At 70.7% G+C, this 20,887-nt stretch carries 22 protein-coding genes; 13 read left to right on the forward strand and 9 right to left on the reverse strand.

Translation table 11 applies throughout. The features are described 5' to 3' along the window. Positions 1–7: 7 nt before the first annotated feature. A complete protein-coding gene (locus M2352_RS04220) occupies positions 8–1,696 on the reverse strand; it encodes an extracellular solute-binding protein (protein WP_264663252.1) in 1,689 nt (562 codons plus the stop codon). Positions 1,697–1,949: 253 nt separating this feature from the next. Between M2352_RS04220 and ppa the strand changes: the two genes are divergently transcribed. The 5 genes from ppa to M2352_RS04245 all read left to right on the forward strand — a co-directional run bounded on the left by ppa (position 1,950) and on the right by M2352_RS04245 (position 7,804). After that, on the forward strand, positions 1,950–2,507 hold the full coding sequence (gene ppa / locus M2352_RS04225) for an inorganic diphosphatase (protein WP_264663253.1): 558 nt from the start codon (positions 1,950–1,952) through the stop codon (positions 2,505–2,507). After that, positions 2,494–3,042: a macro domain-containing protein gene (locus tag M2352_RS04230; RefSeq protein WP_264663254.1), complete on the forward strand. Its 549-nt coding sequence runs from the start codon at positions 2,494–2,496 to the stop codon at positions 3,040–3,042. The genes ppa and M2352_RS04230 overlap by 14 nt, the downstream gene beginning before the upstream one ends. A gap of 205 nt (positions 3,043–3,247) precedes the next feature. Next, positions 3,248–5,935 carry a bifunctional acetate--CoA ligase family protein/GNAT family N-acetyltransferase gene (locus M2352_RS04235; RefSeq protein WP_264663255.1) on the forward strand — a complete coding sequence of 896 codons (2,688 nt, stop codon included), beginning with the start codon at positions 3,248–3,250 and terminating at the stop codon, positions 5,933–5,935. A gap of 5 nt (positions 5,936–5,940) precedes the next feature. Beyond that, positions 5,941–7,233: an MFS transporter gene (locus M2352_RS04240; protein ID WP_264663256.1), complete on the forward strand. Its 1,293-nt coding sequence runs from the start codon at positions 5,941–5,943 to the stop codon at positions 7,231–7,233. 91 nt (positions 7,234–7,324) lie between these two features. Beyond that, positions 7,325–7,804: a hypothetical protein gene (locus tag M2352_RS04245; protein WP_264663257.1), complete on the forward strand. Its 480-nt coding sequence runs from the start codon at positions 7,325–7,327 to the stop codon at positions 7,802–7,804. On the opposite strand, the gene M2352_RS04250 is transcribed toward M2352_RS04245, so the two are convergent. Next, positions 7,805–8,356 carry a hypothetical protein gene (locus M2352_RS04250; RefSeq protein ID WP_264663258.1) on the reverse strand — a complete coding sequence of 184 codons (552 nt, stop codon included), beginning with the start codon at positions 8,354–8,356 and terminating at the stop codon, positions 7,805–7,807. Continuing rightward, on the reverse strand, positions 8,356–9,603 hold the full coding sequence (locus tag M2352_RS04255) for a pentapeptide repeat-containing protein (protein WP_264663259.1): 1,248 nt from the start codon (positions 9,601–9,603) through the stop codon (positions 8,356–8,358). Before M2352_RS04255 ends, M2352_RS04250 begins: the two co-directional genes overlap by 1 nt. A 169-nt stretch (positions 9,604–9,772) precedes the next feature. Here M2352_RS04255 and M2352_RS04260 point away from each other — a divergent pair, with 169 nt between their 5' ends. Then, positions 9,773–10,135 (forward strand): hypothetical protein, encoded by a 363-nt coding sequence (locus tag M2352_RS04260; protein ID WP_264663260.1) that lies wholly within the window; start codon positions 9,773–9,775, stop codon positions 10,133–10,135. Between the two features lie 5 nt (positions 10,136–10,140). Here M2352_RS04260 and M2352_RS04265 read toward each other — a convergent pair whose 3' ends face one another. After that, positions 10,141–11,049: a solute carrier family 35 transporter gene (locus tag M2352_RS04265; protein ID WP_264663261.1), complete on the reverse strand. Its 909-nt coding sequence runs from the start codon at positions 11,047–11,049 to the stop codon at positions 10,141–10,143. Between the two features lie 202 nt (positions 11,050–11,251). On the opposite strand from M2352_RS04265, the gene M2352_RS04270 reads away from it, so the two are divergent. The 5 genes from M2352_RS04270 (at position 11,252) to M2352_RS04290 (ending at position 14,842) form a co-directional block, all read left to right on the forward strand. Beyond that, entirely contained in the window at positions 11,252–11,752 is a 501-nt protein-coding gene (locus M2352_RS04270; protein ID WP_264663262.1) for a hypothetical protein, read from the forward strand. 3 nt (positions 11,753–11,755) lie between these two features. Beyond that, positions 11,756–12,016 (forward strand): hypothetical protein, encoded by a 261-nt coding sequence (locus M2352_RS04275; protein ID WP_264663263.1) that lies wholly within the window; start codon positions 11,756–11,758, stop codon positions 12,014–12,016. Positions 12,017–12,045: 29 nt separating this feature from the next. After that, positions 12,046–12,588, forward strand: a complete 543-nt coding sequence (locus M2352_RS04280) for a DUF4398 domain-containing protein (RefSeq protein ID WP_264663264.1) — start codon at positions 12,046–12,048, stop codon at positions 12,586–12,588. After that, positions 12,585–13,400: an OmpA family protein gene (locus M2352_RS04285; protein WP_264663265.1), complete on the forward strand. Its 816-nt coding sequence runs from the start codon at positions 12,585–12,587 to the stop codon at positions 13,398–13,400. The genes M2352_RS04280 and M2352_RS04285 overlap by 4 nt, the downstream gene beginning before the upstream one ends. A gap of 170 nt (positions 13,401–13,570) precedes the next feature. After that, positions 13,571–14,842 (forward strand): methyl-accepting chemotaxis protein, encoded by a 1,272-nt coding sequence (locus M2352_RS04290; RefSeq protein WP_264663266.1) that lies wholly within the window; start codon positions 13,571–13,573, stop codon positions 14,840–14,842. Positions 14,843–14,897: 55 nt separating this feature from the next. On the opposite strand, the gene M2352_RS04295 is transcribed toward M2352_RS04290, so the two are convergent. Continuing rightward, complete coding sequence (locus M2352_RS04295) at positions 14,898–15,590, reverse strand: GntR family transcriptional regulator (RefSeq protein WP_264663267.1); 693 nt, start codon at positions 15,588–15,590, stop codon at positions 14,898–14,900. A 167-nt stretch (positions 15,591–15,757) separates the two neighbouring features. On the opposite strand from M2352_RS04295, the gene M2352_RS04300 reads away from it, so the two are divergent. Beyond that, positions 15,758–16,939, forward strand: coding sequence for a benzoate/H(+) symporter BenE family transporter (locus tag M2352_RS04300; protein WP_264663268.1), 1,182 nt, complete (start codon positions 15,758–15,760; stop codon positions 16,937–16,939). Positions 16,940–16,945: 6 nt separating this feature from the next. Here M2352_RS04300 and M2352_RS04305 read toward each other — a convergent pair whose 3' ends face one another. Next, positions 16,946–17,560, reverse strand: coding sequence for an OmpA family protein (locus tag M2352_RS04305; RefSeq protein WP_264663269.1), 615 nt, complete (start codon positions 17,558–17,560; stop codon positions 16,946–16,948). A gap of 194 nt (positions 17,561–17,754) precedes the next feature. Between M2352_RS04305 and M2352_RS04310 the strand changes: the two genes are divergently transcribed. Further along, a complete protein-coding gene (locus M2352_RS04310; RefSeq protein WP_264663270.1) occupies positions 17,755–18,360 on the forward strand; it encodes a CBS domain-containing protein in 606 nt (201 codons plus the stop codon). 135 nt (positions 18,361–18,495) lie between these two features. Here M2352_RS04310 and M2352_RS04315 read toward each other — a convergent pair whose 3' ends face one another. The 3 genes from M2352_RS04315 to M2352_RS26665 all read right to left on the reverse strand — a co-directional run bounded on the left by M2352_RS04315 (position 18,496) and on the right by M2352_RS26665 (position 20,825). Next, positions 18,496–18,702 carry a con-10 family general stress protein gene (locus M2352_RS04315; protein WP_264663271.1) on the reverse strand — a complete coding sequence of 69 codons (207 nt, stop codon included), beginning with the start codon at positions 18,700–18,702 and terminating at the stop codon, positions 18,496–18,498. Positions 18,703–18,930: 228 nt separating this feature from the next. Further along, positions 18,931–19,974: an ACR3 family arsenite efflux transporter gene (arsB, locus tag M2352_RS04320; RefSeq protein WP_264663272.1), complete on the reverse strand. Its 1,044-nt coding sequence runs from the start codon at positions 19,972–19,974 to the stop codon at positions 18,931–18,933. Continuing rightward, positions 19,971–20,825, reverse strand: coding sequence for an arsenate reductase/protein-tyrosine-phosphatase family protein (locus M2352_RS26665; protein ID WP_264663273.1), 855 nt, complete (start codon positions 20,823–20,825; stop codon positions 19,971–19,973). The genes arsB and M2352_RS26665 overlap by 4 nt, the downstream gene beginning before the upstream one ends. Between the last annotated feature and the right edge of the window lie 62 nt (positions 20,826–20,887).

The following is a 20,887-nucleotide window of genomic DNA, read 5'->3' on the forward strand; positions in this document are numbered from 1 at the left end:
CATCCCGTCAATTGAGCCACCACGCATCGATCACCGGGCCGTACAGCGGCGTTACGTCCGGGCGGTGGATGTGGGACCAGCGGGCCATATGGTCCGCCGTGTCGTGGAACAGGGGGAGCATGTAATGCCCCCACAGCAGAACGCGGTCCAGGGCGTGGACCCGCGCCACCAGTTCCTCGCGGCCGGTGGCGCGGGCCAGGGACGCCGCCAGGGTATCCACCGCCGGGTCGCGGATGCCCGGCAGGTTGCGGCTGCCCGGCGTGTCCGCCGCCGCCGAACCGACATAGTAAAGCTGCTCGTTCCCCGGCGACAGGCTGGAGATCCAGCCGCGCACGGTCGTATCGAAATCGTAATTGTCCAGGCGCGTCTGGTACTGCGCGCTGTCCACCGTCCGCACCGTGGCGGTGATGCCCAGCCGCGCCAAGCCCCGCGCGATCTCCTGCGCCTCCCGCTCGTCGCCCGCCGATCCCAGCAAAATCTCGAACACGAACGGCTGGCCGGCACCGTCGGTCAGGCGCCCGTTCCTCATCACCCACCCCGCCGCCGCCAACTGCGCGAAGGCGTCCCGCAGCGCCGCCCGGTCCCCGCCGCCGGGGGGCATGTAGGGGTGCGTGAACACCTCCGGCGGCACCAGCGGGCGCAGCGGCTCCAGCGCGGCCAGTTCAAGCCCGGTGGGCAGGCCGGCGGCGGCGAGTTCGGAGTTGGGGTAATAGCTGGCGGTGCGTGTCAGGGCGCCGTGGAAGAAGCTGCGGTTCATCCACGCGAAATCCACCGCCAGCCCCAGCGCCGCCCGCACCCGCCGGTCGGCGAACGGTGGGCGGCGGGTGTTGAGGATCAGGCCCCGCGCCATCTCGGGCCGGCGGTGGGGCAGATCCTCGCGCACGATGCGCCCGGCGGCCAGCGCCGGCCCGGCGTACCCCGCGGCCCAGCGTCCGGGATCGCTTTCCCGCCGCACGTCCGCCTCCCCCGCCAGGAATGCCTGCAACGAGATCGTTTCGTCCCGGTAATAATCGAAGGCCACCCGGTCGGCGTTGAACAGCCCTCGCCGCGTGGACCGGTCACGGCCCCAATAGCCGGGGTCGCGGGCGTACACGATCCGCCGCCCCGGCTCCACCGCCGCGATGCGGTAGGGGCCGCTGCCCATGGGCGGGTCCAGCGTGGTGCGGCTGAAGTCGCGGCCCTGCCACCACGCTTTCTGGTGGATCGGCATCAGCCCCATCAGCAGCGGCAGTTCGCGGTCATAGCTGCCGTCCGCCTGGGGGGCGAAGGTGAAGCGCACCGTCGCTCCATCGATTCGTTCCGTCCCGGCAACCATGGCGTAATACTGCCGCCGGTTGGGTGTTCCATGCTCCCGCTGGACGGCAAGGGAGAACAGCACGTCGTCCGCCGTCACCGGCGTGCCGTCGTGCCAGCGGGCGTCGGGGTCCAGGAGGAAGGTGATGGACGAACGGTCGTCCGGCACCAAAATCCGCCGCGCCAGCAGGGGATAGAGCGAAAACGGCTCGTCCCATGACCGCGCCAGCAGGGTTTCGAACACATACGACAGCCCCGCCGCCGGCACCCCCTTCACCACATGGGGATTGAGCGTGTCGAACGTGCCCGTCACCGTCAGCCGCAGCGTCCCGCCCTTGGGGGCTGCGGGATTCACATAGGAAAAGGCGGAAAAATCCGCCGGGTACAAGGGCGTGCCGTGCATGGCGATGGCATGGACCGGCGTTTGTGCCCATGACGCTGGAGCAAACAGGCCGGGAAGCGCAATCAAAAGGGCGAAACAGGTCAGACCACTGACGGTCTGCGCGTGAATTCTGCGTGAAATGCGGGAATGGCCGTTGCAAGCACCTTGGTTTCGGTGCGTGTTTTTGCCTAAACTCCGCCCCGACCAGCGCCGGCCCGTCCCGGCGCCAGACCAACAGTGTATCAGGCGTAACGCCAGACAAAGGACTGCTCTCATGGATCTGAGCAAGGTTCCGGTGGGGAAGAATCCGCCGTGGGACGTGAATGTCGTCATCGAAATCCCGGTGGGCGGCGACCCCGTGAAGTACGAGGTCGATAAGGAATCGGGTGCGGTGTTCGTTGACCGTTTCCTGCACACCGCCATGTACTATCCCTGCAACTACGGCTTCATCCCGCACACCCTGTCGGGCGACGGCGACCCCGTGGACGTCTGCGTCGTGGGCCGTCACCCGGTGGTCCCCGGCTCGGTCCTGCGCGCCCGTCCCATCGGCGTGCTGCTGATGGAAGACGAAGCCGGCGCCGACGAAAAGCTGCTGGCCGTGCCGGTCAGCAAGCTGCATCCGTTCTACGAGAACGTTAACAACTACACCGACCTGCCGTCCATCGTGACCGAGCAGATCGCCCACTTCTTCGAGCACTACAAGGATCTCGAAAAGGGCAAGTGGGTGAAGATCATCGGCTGGGGCAACGCCGAAGAAGCCTCCCAGAAGATCGTGGAAGGCATCGAACGCGCCCAGGCCGAAAACCAGGGCAAGCCGGGTGTCATCGTCTGATAAGGACGAACGCCGCCTCTCCGCCGCAGCCCGCGTGACCGTCGTCAACGGCGACATCACGCGGGCCGCGGTGGGGGCCGTGGTCAACGCCGCCAACAGCGCGCTCAAACGCGGCGGCGGCGTGGACGGGGCCATCCACCGTGCGGCGGGGCCGGGGCTGCAGGACGAGCTGGACCGCATCGGCGGCTGCCCTGCCGGCGACTGCCGGCTGTCCCGCGGCCACGACCTGCCGGCCCCGTGGATCATCCACGCCGTCGGCCCCGTGTGGCACGGCGGCGGCCGGAACGAAGCGGCCCTGCTGGAACGCTGCTACCGCACCGCTTTCACTCTGGCGCGGGTCCACGGCATCGCATCGCTGGCCTTTCCCGCCATCAGCACCGGCATCTATGGCTTTCCCAAGGCCGCCGCCGCCGATATCGCCGTGGCGGTGGTGCTGGATGAACTGGCCCGTGATGACGCGGTGGAGCGGGTGGAGCTGTACGCTTTCGATCCCGAGACCGCGGTCCTTTACCACGATCGGCTGCGGCTGGTCTGACCACCAAGACCGGCGGCACACAATTACGCATCCGAAACAGAACAGACGCCGCGCCGTGGTAAGGGTGCAGCGCAGCATGAGCGTCGTTTCGTCGCGTTTACGCCGGGCCTGTGCCGGTTCACCCCTACCCGATCCTCATATCGCCTTTCGCTTTTTCGATCGGCCCCTATCTCCCAGTGACTAGGGTCAAGCACGGAAGCCGGACATGACCGTTCGTAACCTCAACCAGATGTTCAAGCCCACGTCGATCGCGTTGATCGGCGCCAGCCGCAAGCCGCAATCCATCGGTGCTGTGGTGGCCCGCAACCTGTTCAACGCGGGCTTCAGCGGTCCCATCCTGCCCGTCAACGCCCAGGACCGCGCGGTCGAAGGGGTGCTGACCTACAAGACGGTGGCCGACCTGCCCATCACCCCCGATCTGGCGGTGATCTGCACGCCGGCCGACACCGTGCCGGCCACCATCGACCAGCTCGGTGCGCGGGGCACGCGGGCGGCCATCATCATCTCGTCGGGCTTTTCCAAGGATCTGCTCCAGCGCACGCTGGACGCGGCCAAGCCCCACGTGCTGCGCGTGCTGGGCCCCAACAGCCTGGGCGCCATGGTGCCGGGCCGCGGGCTGAACGCCAGCTTCGGCCACGTCACCCCGAAAAAGGGCGACATCGCGCTGGTGGCGCAGTCGTCCATGGTGGTGACCTCCATCGTCGATTGGGCCACCGCGCGGGGGATCGGCTTCTCCCACCTGATCTCCATGGGCGACAAGGGCGACGTGGATTTCGGCGACCTGCTGGATTATCTGGCCGCCGACCCCACGGCCCGGGCCATCCTGCTCTACATCGAAAACATCACCGACGCGCGCAAGTTCATGTCGGCGGCCCGCTCCGCCGCCCGCCAGAAGCCGGTGATCGTCATCAAGGCCGGGCGCAGCGAGGAAGCGACCGAGGCCGCGGTGTCCCACACCGGCGCGCTCGCCGTGGAGGATGCGGTCTATGACGCCGCCTTCCGCCGCGCCGGCATCTTGCGCGTGAACACGCTGGAAGAATTGTTCGACGCGGTGGGCACGCTGGCGACCGGGGTGCCCATCAGCGGCGACCGGCTGGTGATCCTGACCAACGGCGGCGGCATGGGGGTGATGGCCACCGACGCGCTGGTGCAGTCGGGCGGCACCCTGGCCGCCCTGTCGCCGGACACCATCCAGTCCATCGACACCGCGCTGGGAACGACGGCCAAGCGCGGCAACCCCTTGCGCATCGGCGGCGACGCCCCGCCCAAGCGCTACGCCGACGCGCTGAACGCCCTGCTGCACGACAAGAGCAACGACGCCATCCTGGTGCTGAACTGCCCCTCGGCGGTCAACGACAGCACGGCGGCGGCGCAGGCCGTGGTGGATACGCTGGCGGCCAACAAGGCGCTGCGCCACCCGGTGCTGACGAGCTGGCTGGGCGACGAATCGGCGGTGGAGGCCCGGCGCCTGTTCGCCGCCAACCGCATTCCCACCTATGACACCCCCAGCCACGCGGTGCGGGCGTTCATGCATCTGGTGGAATACCGGCGCAACCAGGAACTGCTGATGGAAACCCCGCCGTCGGTGCCCGACAGCTTCGAGCCCGACCGCATCGTGGTGCAGAAGACCATCGCGCGCGCCATCGCTGAAAAGCGCGACTGGCTGACCGAGTACGAGGCCAAGCGCGTGCTGGCCGCCTATGGCATCCCGGTGGTGGAGACCCGCCGCGCCGAAACCCCGGAGGAAGCGGCCCGCGCCGCCGACTCCATCGGCGGTTCGGTGGCGCTGAAGATCCTGTCCCCCGACATCGCCCACAAATCCGACGTGGGCGGCGTGGTGCTGCACCTGACCAGCGGCGACGAGGTGCTGGACGAGGCCCGCGCCATGCTGGACCGCGTGCGCGAGGCGGTGCCGGATGCACGGATCGAGGGCTTTACGGTGCAGGAAATGGCCGTGCGTCCCGACGCCTATGAACTGATTGTCGGCATGACCGAAAACCCGCTGTTCGGCCCGGTGATCCTGTTCGGCGAGGGCGGCATCGGCGTGGAGGTGGTGGAGGATTACGCGCTGGCCCTGCCGCCCCTCAACATGCGGCTGGCGTCGGAGCTGATGACCCGCACCCGCATCTGGAAGCGGCTCAAGGGCTACCGCTCCCGTCAGGCGGTGGACCTGCCGGCGGTGGCGCTGACGCTGAACCAGATTTCCCAGCTCATCGTCGATTTCCCCGAGATCGTGGAACTGGACATCAACCCGCTGCTGGCCGACCAGGACGGGGTGATGGCGCTGGACGCCAGCATCCGCGTGGCGGTGCCCGAACGGCCCGGCGCCCGCCGTCTGGCCATCCGCCCCTACCCCAAGGCGCTGGAAGACCCGATCCGCATCAAGGACGGTCGTCAGTTCCTGGTGCGCCCGATCCTGCCCGAGGACGAGCCGCTGGTGCACGGCATGTTCGCCCGCATGACGCCGGAGGACATCCGCCTGCGCTTCTTCGCGCCCATGAAGCGGCTGTCGCATCAGGCCGCCGCCCGTCTGACCCAGATCGACTATGACCGCGAAATGGGGCTGATCGCCGTCGGGCCGGACGACGTCACCAACGAAACGGTGATGTACGGCGTGGTCCGCATCGCCGCCGACCCCGACAACCAGCGCGCCGAATACGCCGTGATGGTGCGGTCCGACATGAAGGGGCAGGGGCTGGGCTACATCCTGATGAACAAGATCCTGGACTATGCCCGGTCCCGCGGTATCAAGGAGGTGTATGGCGAGGTGTTGCGCGAGAACACCAACATGCTCGCCATGTGCCGGTCGCTGGGCTTCGTGCGGAAAGAGAATCTGGACGAGCCGGGCGTGGTGGAAGTGCGCATCGACCTGGAAAAAGCCAAGGGGGCCTGATCCTCATGACCCAGCCACAGCCGGCATCGCGCAGCGCCATTGCCGCCTGGTGCCTGTATGACTGGGCCAATTCCGCCTACAACACGGTCATCACCACCTTCGTGTTCGCGGTCTACTTCACCCGTGGCGTGGCCGGCGATCCCGTCGCCGGCACCGCGGCGTGGAGCACCGCCATGGCGCTGGCCGGCATCGCCATCGCCGTGCTCAGCCCGGTGCTGGGGGCGGTGGCCGACCGGGCGGGGCGGCGCAAGCCGTGGCTGGCCGCCACCACGGCCCTCACCGTCCTGACCACCGCCGGCCTGTGGTGGGTGCGGCCCGACCCGGCCTATGTGCCGCTGGCCCTGTGGCTGGTGGCGGCGGGCACGGTGGCGTTCGAACTGGCCAACGTCTTCTACAACGCCATGCTGCCCGCCGTGGCTCCGCCGTCGCATCTGGGGCGGGTGTCGGGGTGGGGCTGGGGTGTCGGGTATTTCGGCGGGCTGGCCTGTCTGGTGGTGGCGCTGTTCGGCTTCGTCCGCGCCGATTCGCCCGTGGCCCAGTGGCTGGGCACCGGCGGGCAGGAGCACGTGCGGGCCACAGCCCTGCTGGTGGCCGCGTGGTTCGCCCTGTTCGCCGTGCCGCTGTTCCGCTGGGTGCCCGAGCCGTCCGCCGCCCCGGTGCCGGTGGGCCGCGCGGTGCGCGAGGGGCTGGCCGAGGTGGCGGCGACGCTGCGCCATGTGCGCAGCTTGCGCGACGCCGCGCGCTTTCTGGTGGCGAGCGCCTTCTACCGCGACGGCATCAACACGCTGACGGCGTTCGGCGGCATCTACGCCGCCGGCACCTTCGGCATGCAGTTCGAAGAGATCGTGATGTTCGCCATCGCGTTGAACGTGGTGGCGGGGCTGGGGTCGGTGGCGTTCGCCTGGATCGACGACCGCATCGGCGCCAAGCCCACCATCCTGGTGTCGGTGGGCGGGCTGGCGGTCACCGGCACCGTGCTGCTGCTGATCGAGGACAAGGCGTGGTTCTGGTGGGCGGCCATGGGGCTGGGCCTGTGCTTCGGCCCGGCCCAGGCGGCGGGGCGGTCGCTGATGGCCCGCCTGTCGCCGCCGGGGCAGGTCGCGGAGATGTTCGGGCTTTACAGCCTGACCGGCAAGGCGGCGGGGTTCATCGGCCCGGCGGCGCTGGGCTGGGCCACCGCGTCGTTCGGCAGCCAGCGGGCCGGCATGGCGTCGATCCTGGTGTTTTTCGCCGTGGGTTTCGCGCTGATGCTGACGGTCCGCGACCCTCATCGTCAAAATGCAACAGTTCATCGGTAAAGAAAGGGTGTCTTTTTCACTGGAAAATGCGGATGTTGCGATGCACAATACGGATGACCGGCCGGAAGGCTTCAGCGCAGGAACTCCGCCCATGCTCCACATCAAGGACATCGAGGCGTTCGCCCGGATCAACGAGGCCTTGGCCCATTCCAGTGAGGGCGGCTCTCTCTTTGGCGGCACGGACGCCCATCAGCGCCGTCTGACGAACCCGGCCCTGGCCTTTGCCCGCTTGAGCAGCGGCATGATGGCTCCGGCCCTCCGTGCCCGCGCGGCGGAGCCGGTTGCGGTTCCGGTGATGGTCTCCCAGCCCCCGGCCCCCGCCGACACCGCGTCGGACGAGGATGAAGCGGAGGCTGAGCGTGTGGCGGCCTCGACCCCCTCGGTCGATTCGATCCCCATGGCGTCGGCGGACGTGCTGCCGTTCCTGCCCCGCCGCCGCGGCGGGCACGACGACACCGCTCATGCCGAGACGGGCCACGCCGACACCCTGGCCCGCACGGGGTACGATTTCGACCTGATGCCGCCCCGGCCCATGACGGCGTTCTTCAACCGCTTCTTCTTCAAGCGGTAATCAGCGCACCGACCGCCGTGCCGCGCGCCAGCGGCGGCTGAGCCAGCCGCCGCGCAGGGTGCGGATGCGCTGCATCACCCGCCGCACCGTGGCCACCGCCCACACCCACGCCGGGCGGCGGTTCAGCCAATCGTGCACCAGGGTGTGCAGCGCCAGCGCCTTGGCGTGCGTCCAGGCGAACCAGCGGATGGTCAGCAGCTTGTCCTGGCCGATGGCGTAGAGATGGGCCGCGGTGGCGGTGCCGGTGACCTTGGCCGCCACCAGCACGCCCAGACCCGCCAGCGGGTGCCCCGATCCCATCAGCCACACCGCCGCCAGCTTCACCGGGATCAGCCCCGCCGCCGGGATCAGGAACAGCGCCAGCGTGCCCCACGGTCCCAGCCCGGCGATCCACGGGTCCACCCAGCACAGGGGCGGGCGGCGGGCCAGCCAGCCGGCGGCGCGGCGCAGCGTGTCCCACGCCATTTCCTCGAACAGCACCAGAACCGCCGCCGCCAGCATCAGCGGCGGGGTCAGGAGGTGGCGGACCCAGGGACGGTTCTTTCGGTCCATCAGTCGCGCTTGGCGTGCAGCAGGGTGGTGCGCTGGGCGTCGGCGCGCTCGATCTCCGCATCGCGCAGGTCGGCGCCGGCCAGATTGCAGTAATCGAGGACGGCCCCGGCCATGCGGGCGCGGCGCAGGTCGGCGCCGCGCATGTCCGCCTCGGCCAGGATGGCGGCGGTCAGGTCGGCGGGCCATTCCCGCCCCGACAATTGCCCGTCCACCCCGCGCAGCGGCAGCGGCGCCAGCTTCACGTTGCGCAGCCGGGCACCGGTGAGGTCGCAGGCGCGCAGGTTGGCGCCGGTCATGTCGGATTCCTCCAGGTTGGCGCCCGACAGGTTGGCGCCCGACAGGTCCACCATCTGCAGCCGGCATTCGCGGAAATTGGCGTTCTTGAGCGAACAGCCCGACAGCACCGCGCCGCTGAGGTCGGTGGCCTCCAGGTCGATGCCGGCCATGTTCGACCCGCGGGCATCGAACCGCCGGCCCTTGGTGCCCAGCGAATTGATCCAGGTGACGTGATCGTCCAACTGGGCGCGCATTTCCTCCGACAACTGGTCGCGGTTGCGGTGGAACACCGCCCCTTCCATCAGCGCCCCTTCCCACGACGCCTTGCTCATGTCCACGTTGCGCAGCTCGCCGTCGCGGATGTCGGCGTTGTGGAAGATGGTCTTGGCGACCAGACAATTATTCAGCAGCGCGCCCTTCATGCGGGCGGCGGTGAAGTTGGCCTCCGACAGGTCGGCGCCGTCCAGATTGGTGGAAAACAGCTTGCTGTTGCGGAAATCGGCCCCGCGCAGGTTGGCGTGGCTCAGGTCGGCCCCGGTCAGGTCGGCATCGCGGAAATCGGCGGCGGTCAGTTCGGCGTGGTTCAGCCGGGTGGGGGCTTCCGCCTGCCGTTTCTGCTTGGTCCAATAGACGAGCTGGCCGGGGCGCAGGTCGGCGCGCACGAACACCGCCCCGCGCAGGCAGGCGCGCATGAAATTGGCCCCGCGCACGTCGGCCCCCACCAGGGACGCCTCGGTCAGGTCGGCGGCGGCGAGGTTGGCGCCGAACAGGTCGGCCCGGTCGAACACGGTGGAGCGCAGCTTGGCGCGCGCCAGATTGACGCCGGTCATCATGGACTCCGACAGCACCAGCCCCGACAGGTCATAGCCCGCCAGATCCGCCGACTTGACCACCAGAAGCCGGCCGTTGGGCCGCCCTTCCAGGTAAAGCCGGTGCCGGGCGATGGCCTGTCCCAATTCCTGAGGGTCCAAAACGCGTGTGTCCTCTGCCGGTCGCCAGTGCTTTTGGAATAATATGATGCTTAACGAGAGTCTCATTTCTCAAATGCGTGCTTTCGTCAAGCCGCATCGGCGGTATCGCACCCTCCTTCACGCCGATCTGCCATGATAATATGGGGTGTTCGTACAAGAGGGGGAGGGAATGATGGGGCGTATGGCGGTTGGGGGAGCGGCCCTGGCCGGACGGATGGTGCTGGCCGTTCTGGCCTGCCTGACGCTGGCCGGCTGTTCGGATGAGCCGTCGGAGGGGGAGATGCGCACGGTGGTGGAGAACGCCACCCGCCGCAAGCTGGAGGCCAGCCGCGTGCCCTTCGCCCAGTTCGACGTGTTCCGCAAGCAGGGGTGCGTCAACACCAAGACCCAGCCGGGCCAGTACGATTGCTATTACGCCGCCACCTTCACCCCCCAGGCCGGCACGCCGCCCTTGACCGTGAACGGCAAGGGCCGCTTCACCCGCAAGAATTCATCCCTGCTGTTCGAGGATCTGGGCGCGCAGCCCCGGTAAGGGGGCTACCGGTTGACCACCAGCGCCACCCCCGCGACGGCCAGGATGGCGCCGGCCCAGGCCCCGGCGCTGGCGGGCCTGCCGGTCACCGCCCACAGGAGCGGCAGCATCAGGACCGGGCTGGTGGCCGACAGGGTGGCGACCACCCCCGCCGATCCGTGGGCCAGCCCCACCATCAGCAGCGTCATCCCCAGCCCCAGGCCAAGGGCGCCGTTCAGCAGCACCAGCCCCAGAATGCGCGGCTGCCGCAGCGCCGGTGACAGGGCTGCCCGCTGCCCCGGCAGCAGGGTGGCCCCCAGCAGCACCAGCGCCGCCGCCCCCACCCGCACCGCGGCGGCGGCCAGCGGGTCGGCGCCCGCGGCCATGACGGGCCGCGCGATCACCGAACCGGCGGCCTGGCACAGGGCGGCGGTCAGGGCCGCGGCGATGCCCGCGGCCAGCGACCCGTTGACCCATTCCCACGCATGCAGGCCGGGGGAGTCGCTCTGGGCGGGGGCCAGACGGCATGTCACCGCCACCATCACCCCGGCGGTGGTCAGCGCGATGCCGGCCAGCGCGCCGATCCCCAGCGCCTCTCCCAGGAACATCCAGCCCAGCAGCGCCGTCATCGGCGCGTTGGTGGCGTAGAGCACGGCGTTGCGCCGCGGCCCGATGCGGGCCAGCCCCCAGAACAGCGCCGTGTCCCCCAGCACCACTCCCACCAGCCCCGACAGGGCCAGAAGGGCCACCTGCCCGCCGTCCAGCCCGCCCCAGCGGCCCAGCGCGGTGGCGGCGGCGGCCAGCATCACCGCGACCACGGTCATGCGCAGCCGGTTGAAGGCCAACGGCCCCAGGGCCCGCACCGGCGCCACGGCGATCAGCCCGCCGGCAGCCCAACAGAACGCCGCGCCCAGAGCGGCCAGGGAAGCGATCATAAGGGGTGCGCCACGGTCATGGAGAAGAGGGGGAAGGGGAACGGCGAAGAGGGGGCAACCCTAACGCACCGCTTGGCCGGGCGCCAGACGGGGGCGGGGGCGGGAACCCGCGGGGGCATGCGGCGGTTTGTTCACTCATCGGTTTGTTCACTCATCGGCCGCCGCATCCCTTGTCCCCCTCGAAAAATGGGAGTTTTCCGCCATGGCCTCTCCCTTCCTGCCGTTGCTGGGTGTCTGTGCCGCCGCCGTGGTGCTGGCCGCCGGCCCGGCCACGGCCCAGACCTGCCGGGATCAGGTGGACCGGCTGGCCGCCGCCCTGGATCTGGAGCCGGTCCCCCCCACCGCCGGCAGCACCGGCCCCGGCGCTCCCACGGGCGACGGGGCGGCGGGCGGGGCGGTGACCACGGACCGGCTGGCCCGTTCGGGCGGCGTGGTGGCCCCCCCGGTGACCGGGGACGGCGGCGTCATCACCCCGCCGCCCGAGGCCGGCGCCGCCATGCCCACCGCTCCGGCGGTGCGCCCGGCCCCCGGCGAGACCATCGGCAACGACGCGGCCCGGCAGGCGCAGGTGTCGGCCCTGGTCATGGCCGCCCGCGCCGCCGCCGACGAAGGGGACGAGGCCCGCTGCCTGTCCACCCTGCGCCAGCTTCGCACGCTGATGCCCCGCACCACCCCCAACACCGGCCCCGGCACGGGAGGTTGACCCATGTCCTGCTACACGTCCGACTATCTGCCCGAGTACCGGGCCGCAACCCGGCTGTCCACCGCCGCACCGGCCACGTGGGCCGGGCCGTATCCGCCGATGCCGCCGACCCCGGCCCCCGACGCGCCGCCGGTGCCGCTGCCGATGCCGGGCGACCCGTCCCGCCCGCCGATCAGCGAGCCGCTGCGCCCCATCCCGGTTCCGCCGCCGGACAATCCCCCGGCCCCGGAACTGCGGCACCGCGCGCCGATGGGCCATTCGTAACCCTTTGCTGGAAGATGTCAGGAGGTGCCATGAAACCCGACCGTGCCTTTTTGCTGGCGGTGGCCGCCGCCTCTCTCGGGCTTGCCGCCTGCGCCGGGACGCCGCCGCCCATCGGGCAGCTTGGGGCGGCGGAACAGGCCATATCCGGTGCTGAACTGGCCGGCGCCCTCCAGCACGCCCCGGTGGAGCTTCAGCGTGCCCGCAGCAAGCTGGCCGCCGCCGACGATGCCGTGCGCAACGACGAGAACGACACCGCCCGCCGGCTCGCGGACGAGGCGCGCGCCGACGCCGAGCTGGCCGCCGCCCGCGCCCAGTCGGCCACGGCGGCGGAGGCCGCGGGTGCCGTCCAGCGCGACATGCAGGCGCTGAACAACGCCGGGGCGACAGCCGGTTATGGCGCCTCGGGCGGGGCGCCGGTGGGCAGCGGCTCCAGCCTGCCGGACAGCCCCACCCCCACCGGCACGCTGGGCACGCTCCGGGTTTCACCCCCGCCGTCGGCGGTGCCGCCGGTCTACCAGCGCCAGAGCACCACCCAGTGGAGCACCAGCACGGTGCGGGAGCGGACGCCATGACGGGCCGGCTTTCCCATTCCCTGCCCCATTCCCTGCGCCGCCCGCTGGCCGTGGCGGCGCTGCTGGCCGGCACCGCGGCGCTGGGCGGCTGCGCTTCCGGCCCCGGCTACAACAGTGCCTTGGAGCAGGCGCGCACCGACTATGCCGCCGCCCTCAACGATCCCCAGGTGGCGAAGAACGCGCCGCAGCCGCTGGCCAAGGCCGGCGACGCCCTGCGCCAGGCCGAGCGCGCCGCCACCGACGGGCTGGACGAGGCCGAGGTGAGCAGCCGCGCCTATGTCGCCAGCCGCCAGGTGGCCCTGGCCCGCGAGGCCGCCGCCGCCGAGGGAGCGCGCGACACGGTGGAGCGGGCGGAACAGGCCCGCGGCTCGGCCATGCTCCAGGCCCGCAACGCCGAGCTGGAGCGCCAGATCCGCGAGCTTCAGGCCGAACAGACCGAACGCGGGCTGGTGATGACGCTGGGCGACGTGCTGTTCGCCACCGGGCGCGCCGACCTGACGCCCGGCGCGTGGGAACGGGTTGACCGTCTGGCGCAGTTCCTTCAGCGCTATCCCGGCCGCACGGTGCGGGTGGAGGGGTACGCCGACAGCACCGGATCGTCGGGCTTCAACCTGGATCTGTCGGAACGGCGGGCGGAGGCGGTGCGCAGCGCGCTGCTGTCCCGCGGCGTCGGCCCGTCGCGGGTGACGGCCCAAGGCTTCGGCGAGGCGCGGCCCGTGGCGTCCAACGCCACCGACAGCGGGCGCCAGGCCAACCGCCGGGTGGAGATCGTGATTTCCGACCCCGGCACCGTGGCCCAGACGGTGCCCTGACCCCGGCGCGTTTTCCCCGCGTCTCGTTCGAAAGTCGGATGGATACGGCAGCGTCCGTTTACCGTTTCTTTTCCGTTTTTCGCAAAAAAGGATGGACGGGCGGACCCATCGTGTCCGCGCCGTCTTTTTTTGCTGCCGTTTTCGTATTTGGGGTGCGGGGGATTACAGGTATGTCGGACGCAAGCGGGAACCACATCATCGGGCGCGGCTTTTTCCAGGCGCAGGCCATGCTGCTCCTGGTGATCGGGCTGCCGATGTTCCTGGTGGTGGTGATCTTCAACCCGCTGTGGCGCTCCACGTTGGATTCCCTGGGCGTGCCGGAGGGGCCGGCGGCGGCGCTGGGCATGATCTGCCTGATCGTGGCGGTGATGGCGGCGCAGTATTACGTGCTGGAGAGCCGGCGGACCTCGGTCACGTCCCTGTTCAACTTCCTGCCGCCGGAACGGCTCAGCCTGGGCGGGCGCACCATGACGCGGGCCGAGGCGGAGGAGCTGTTCCGCCAGATCGACGATGACGTCCGCGCGTGGCGCGGCCTGTTGCAGGGCCGCGGCGTGCGGGAGCCGCTGGACGGCCTGCCGGCCCTGTTCGCCGCCCGGCTGCGGGTGGTGGAAACGGCGGGGCGGCCCCCGGCGGCGGTGTCCGATGCCCTGTCCCGCCTGCCCGACGACTGCCGTCAGGCGGGGGAGGCCCTGCGCGCCGTCACCGACGCCGCCCAATCCGCGGCCAGCGGCATCGCCGACCGGCTGGACGGGCTGGACCGGCTGTGCGGGCAGCTTGCCGCGGCCCTGGGCGATGCCGGGGCGGGCGGCGGCGTGGCCGGGCTGAGCGATGCCGATGCCGAGTCGCTGCTGCGCAACCTGCGCGCCCACCTGTCCCAACGGCACGAGGACAGTGCGGCCGACCGTGCCCGGTTCGACCAGATCGTGACCGAGGCCCGTCAGTTGGACGAGGCCATTGCCGGCGTCACCCGCATCATGGCCGCGACCAACATGCTGGCGCTGAACGCCGCCATCGAAGCCACGCGGGCCGGCGAATACGGCCACGGCTTCCGCGTGGTGGCGAACGAGGTGCGCGATCTGGCCCGCCAGTGCAACGCGGCGGTGGAGGGCATCCGTGCCGGTCTGGCCCGCATGCAGCAGGTGATCGGCACCCAGATGACCGACCATTCCGCCGCGCGGGAAGAAGCGGAAACCCAGCTTTTGTCCAGCATCAGCGACCGTCTGGCCGCGGTTGCCGCCGACCTTGCCCAGAGCGGCGACGACAGCCGCCGCCGCCTGGACGATGTGGCCCGTCTGGCCGCCGGGGTCAGCGGTGCGGCGGAAGATCTGGCCGCGGCCACCGGCTTTCACGAGGACATCGCCCGCCGGGTGAGTGCCGCGGCGGCCGCCCTGGACCGTATCACCGACACCGGCCGCGCGGCGCGGGACGCGCTGCGGGGGTAAGGGAGAAAAGCCCTCTTCCGGCGGGGAGAGGGGGCATTGGGCGGAATCGGGGCATTTATCCCGCTGACGTGTCCCGGCTGCTGAGGAACGCCGTCAGCAGCCCCTCGGCCTGTCCGATGTGGCCGGCCACCTGGGCGCAGGCCGCGTCCGCATCCCCGGCTTGGCAGGCGGCCAGCAGCGCCCGGTGTTCGGCTTGCGAGCGGGTGTGGTACTCCAGCGCGGCGAACTGGAAGCGCAGGTAGCGGTCCGCCGCCGCCAGATGCTGTTCGGTCAGGGCCAGCAGCCGGGGCCGCCCGGCCCGTGCGTACAGCGTCATGTGAAAGCGGCGGTTCAGTTCCCCCATGCGGCCCGGATCGGTTTCGGTGTCCATGTCGGCGATCAGGTCGCCGGCCAGGGCGAAATCCTCCGCCGTCAGGTGCGGCAGCGACAGGGCCAGGGCCGCCGGTTCCAGCGCGTGGCGGATGGCGCTGATGTCGGCGGCATCCTCCGCCGTGATGCTGACCACCACCGCGCCCCGGTGGGGATGGAATTCCACCAGCGCCTTGGCTTCCAACTGCCGCAGGGCTTCGCGGACCGGCATGCGGCTGACGCCCATGACGGCGGCCAGTTCGTCCTGGCGCAACGGCGTGCCCCCCGCCAGGGCACCCGACAGGATGCCGTGGCGCAGCGCCGCTTCGACGAATTCCGTCGCCGTGCGGAACCGGGGCCGGTGATCGGCCACGAGCTGGGTCAGATCGGGCAGCGCCATACAAAGAACCCCATCCTTGGGATGCAAGGGCCGCCGCCCTTGCCGGGGAGTGCCGAGGGGCGGAGCCCCTTGACGGTTCAGTCTTGCGTTTTGCCGTGCTTCATGGATATTGGATCCAATCTCCCACGACAACCGCCCCGGCGGGCGGCAGGACCGGAGCATAGCCCATGACGACCTTTTCCGCAGCGTCCCAGCCCCACGGCCTGTCGCCGCAGGCGGTGGGCACCGGCCTGCTGGCGGCCCTGGTGGGCTACGCCAGTTCGGTTGCCGTGGTGATCCAGGGCCTGACCGCCGTGGGGGCGACCACGGGGCAGGTGGCCTCCGCCCTGCTGGGGCTGGGGCTGGCGAAGGGGGCGACGGCCATCTTTCTCAGCCTGAAACTGCGCATGCCCATCAGCGTGGCATGGACCACGCCGGGCATGGCGCTGCTGGCGACGGCCACGGCGGTGCAGGGGGGCTTTCCCGCCGCGGTGGGGGCGTTCGTGGTGGTGGGGGCGCTCATCATGCTGGCGGGGCTGTGGACGCCGCTGGGCCGGCTGGTGGCGGCGATCCCGAAGCCGCTGGCCAGCGGCATGCTGGCCGGGATCATCCTCAAGCTGTGTCTGGCGCCATTCTTCGCCGTCGGGCAGGCGCCGGGGCTGGCGCTGGCGATTCTCGCCACCTGGGTGATCGTCGGGCGGTTCGCCCGGCTGTGGGCGGTGCCGGCGGCGGTGGCCGTGGCGCTGGCCGGCATGATCGGACAGACGCCGCTGACCGGCCTGGGCTGGGCGCAGGCGGTGCCGGTGTTCGAGCCGGTGATGCCGGTCTTCACGGTGGAGGCGCTGGTGGGCATCGCCGTGCCGCTGTTCATCGTCACCATGGCGTCGCAGAACATCCCCGGTCTGGCGGTGCTGAACACCTATGGCTACCACCCGCCCACCCGGCCCCTGTTCCTGGTCACCGGGGCGGCGTCGGCGCTGACGGCGCTGGTGGGGTCGCCGGCGGTCAATCTGGCGGCGATCACCGCGGCCCTGTGCGCCGGCCCCGACGCCGGCCCCGACACCCGGCGGCGGTGGCAGGCGGCGGTGCTGTGCGGCATCGGCTATATCCTGCTGGCCGGGCTGGCGGCGGTGGCGGCGGCGGTGGTCACCCGCCAGCCCCCCATCCTGATCGAGGCGGTGGCGGGGCTGGCCCTGATCGGCGCCTTCGGCGGCGCGCTCCTGGGGGCGGTGTCGTCGGAGAGCGAGCGCACCCCGGCGCTGGTGACACTGCTGGTCACCGCGTCGGGCGTGGGGTTCGCCGGCATCGGCTCGGCCTTTTGGGGGCTGGTGCTGGGCGGGCTGCTGCACCTGCTGCACCGCAAGACGTGAGAGCCGTCAGGGCAGGGTGGCGACGATCTCCACCCGCCGGTTCTGCGGATCGCCGGGGCGGGCGGGGTCCAGGGGGGCGGTCTGGCCCTTGCCCTCCGCCGACAGGCGGGCGGCGGGGATGGCGTGGGCGGTGACGAAGTAATCCCGCACCGCTTCGGCCCGCTTGCGCGACAGCACCAGATTGCCGGCGGCGGTGCCGGTGGAATCCGTGTGGCCGACGATGTGGAACGTCCGCCCCGCCGCGGCGTCCGACGCCATGATGCGGGCCACGCGGTCCAGGATCTCCCGTGATTCGGGGCGGATGCGCGCCGAGCCCAGGTCGAACTGAATCTGGAACGACACCCGCCGCTCTTCCCGCGGCGGGGGTGGGGCGGTGACGGCCACCGGGGGCGGCGCTGCCGGCGCCGGGGCCATGGCGGGCGGCGGGGCGGCGGGGGTTTTCGGCGCCTCCGGCGGGGGCAGTGGTGCCGGTGGCGGGCAACCGGGCGGGGCGGTGCCCAGCAGCGCGCGGGCGATGTCGCATTCCCCGGCGTTGCCCCCCAGCATCACCGCGCTGTTGCCCCACGCGGCCCCCGGCAGCAGGGCCAGCATCAGGACGGCAAGCGGCCAGGGCAACGGCATCCGGTTCAGAAGCCCTCTCCCCCCCGGGGAGAGGGTTGGGTGAGGGCCGGATGCGCAGTCCTGGGGCCGGGGCGGAGCGGGACGGGGGCGGATCATGGGAAGAGGATACCGCCATTTTGCCCCCGCGTGGCACCGGAAACACCGGAACCGTTCCGCGCGCCCCCGGTTTGAAGGGGTTTCAAACGGAGGGCACGATGGACAGGACCGGCACGGATACCCCCGCCGACAAGGGTGCCGCCCACGCGCACCGCTTGAAGGCGGCCATCGACCGCGGCGAAACGGGGGACAAGGTGGCGTTCCCGGACCCGGCGGCGGCCCCGCTGGGCACCGATGACGAGGCCGCCGGCACCGGCCCCCTCGCGCACCCGAAAGGATACAGCACCATGAACATCCGTGACATCATGACCACCCAGGTGGAACTGGTCGGTCCCGACACCTCGCTGGCGCAGGCGGCGCAGAAGATGCGCGATGCCGACATCGGCGCCCTGCCGGTGGGGGAAAACGACCGTCTGGTGGGGGTGGTGACCGACCGCGACATCACCATCCGCGCGGTGGCCGAGGGGCGCGACCCCAACACCACCCCGGTGCGCGACGCGCTGTCGGGCCACGCCATCTATGTGTTCGACGACCAGAGCACCGAAGAGGCCGCCCGCGTGATGGCCGAGCGGCAAGTCCGCCGCCTGCCGGTGCTGAACCGCGACAAGCGGCTGGTGGGCATCGTGGCGCTGGCCGATCTGGCCCGCGAAAGCGGTGACGATTCCCTGACCGCCCACGCGGCCAAGGGCGTCAGCCGGCCCTGATCCCTTCCCGCCCGTGATCCGCCGTGGCGGCCCCGTCCGCCACGGCCTTTTCCCTATGCCCGACAAAAAAGGCCGCCCCCCAAGGGAGGCGGCCCACGTCACGGGACGTTACAGGATGGAGATGCCACCCCGGGGTCAGCGGTCGTCGCTGCCGCGGCCACCATGGCTGTGCTGGCCGCCCTTGCGGCCCGCTTCGGCGGCGCGTTCCGGGTCGTTCTTGAAATTCCCGCCGGACTGCTGCCCGCCCTTGTGGCCGGCTTCGGCGGCGCGCTGGGGATCGTTCTTGAAGTTGCCCCCGGAATGCTGGCCGCCCGCCGACCGGCCCTGATCCTGGTTCGCCATGTTCGTCTCCCTCATGCGTTGGACGATGCTTCCTAAACAGGGAGATGTGCTCATGGTTTCGCAGGGTTTCGTAGCCTGATGGGTGGAGCGGCGGGACTGGCTGTGTGGTATAGCCCCAATAAAAGAGGATGCTTCACCTGATTTTATCTTTTGCCACTTTTTCCCCTTTCCCCGTGGGGCCGATGCTTCTTTCGATGGGGGCGCGGCGGGGAAAGGGGGGAAAGGGGTTCATGACGTGCAGGCGTGCGCTGCGCCTTTCTCATACCATCCGCGGGTGCGGCGGACCAGACGCACCACCGACAGCATCACCGGCACCTCCACCAGCACCCCCACCACGGTGGCGAGAGCGGCGCCGGAGTTCAGCCCGAACAGGCTGATGGCCGCCGCCACCGCCAGCTCGAAGAAGTTGGAGGCGCCGATCAGCGCTGCCGGGGCCGCCACGCACCACGCCACCCCCAGCCACCGCGACAGCCCATAGGCGATGGCGGCGTTCAGATAGACCTGGATGACGATGGGCACCGCCAGCAGCAGGATGACCAGCGGTTCGGCCAGGATGCGTTCGCCCTGGAACCCGAACAGCATCACCAGCGTGCCCAGCAATGCCGCCAGCGACGCCGGCTGCAGCCGGCCCAGAACCCGGCCCAGCGCCCCGTCGCCGCCCGCCGCCAGCAGCCGGCGGCGCCACATCTGCGCCACCGCCACCGGCACCACGATGTACAGCACCACCGACAGCACCAGCGTGCTCCACGGCACGGCGATGGACGCCACCCCCAGCAGCAGCCCCACCAGCGGGGCGAAGGCCACCACCATGATGGCGTCGTTCAGCGCCACCTGGCTCAGCGTGTAATGGGGCTCGCCCCCGCACAGGTTGGACCACACGAACACCATGGCCGTGCACGGTGCCGCCGCCAGCAGGATCAGCCCGGCGATGTACGAGGATATCTGGTCCGCCGGCAGCAGGGCCGCGAACAGGAGCCCGATGAACAGCGTGCCCAGCAGCGCCATGGAAAAGGGCTTCACCGCCCAGTTGACGAACAGCGTCACGCCGATGCCGCGCCAATGCGCCCCCACCCGGTGCAGGGCGCCGAAGTCGATCTTCAGCAGCATGGGCACGATCATCAGCCAGATCAGCACCGCGACCGGCAGATTGACCCGCGCCACCTCCGCCGCGGCGATGGCGGCGAAGGCGCCGGGAAACAGCCCGCCCAGCAGCACCCCGGCCCCGATGCACAGCAGCACCCACAGGCTGAGCCAGCGTTCGAACCGGCTCATGGCGCGTCCTCCGGGCGGGCGGTGCCGATGGCGGTCAGGCGGTTTTGCAGCGACAGCCGGTCCAGCGCCTCCACCCGCAGGCTGGTGAACAGCTTGATGCGGTGTTCCAGCTCCAGATAGACGCGGCGGAACAGCTTTAGCCCCTGTTCCTCCGGCCCGTCGAAGGCGGCGGGGTCTTCCACCCCCCAGTGCGCGGTCATCGGCTGGCCCGGCCACACCGGGCACACCTCCCCCGCGGCGTTGTCGCAGACGGTGAAGACGAAATCCAGCGGCGGGGCATCGGGGCCGGCGAACTCGTCCCACGATTTCGACCGGAATCCGGCGGTGTCGTAGTGGAGCCGTTCCAGCAGGGTCAGCGCCAGCGGGTTGACCCGCCCCGTGGGGTGGCTGCCGGCGCTGAGCGCGCGGAACCGCCCGGCCCCCCAGCGGTTCAGCGCCGCCTCGGCCATGATGCTGCGGGCGGAATTGCCGGTGCACAGGAACAGCACCGTGTAAAGGCGTGGTTCGGTCATGACGGGTCCGTCCGGTGATGGGGTGGGCGGGGGGCAGCACACGGACACCGGGCGCCCGTCGCCGCAGCAGTTTTCGGTGAGAAAGCCCAAGAGGCCGTTCATGCGCGTGAAACCGGCGGTGTAGACGATGCTCCGCCCCTCCCGCCGCGGCGTGGCCAGCCCGGCCTGGACCAGATGCGACAGGTGGAACGACAGGGTGTTGGCCGGCACATCCAGGGCGGCGGCCAGCGCGCCCGCCGCCATCCCGTCCGGTCCCGCCTGCACCAGCCGGCGGAACGCCGCCAGCCGGGTTTCCTGCGCCAGCGCCCCCAGCGCCTTGACCGCCTCGTCCAAGGTCATGAAGCCTCCCCGTTGCCCGACCGTTTGCGTTGCCGCGGCAGGGTAGCGGGGCGGCGGAATCA

Source organism: Azospirillum fermentarium, assembly GCF_025961205.1.
GTDB lineage: Bacteria > Pseudomonadota > Alphaproteobacteria > Azospirillales > Azospirillaceae > Azospirillum > Azospirillum fermentarium.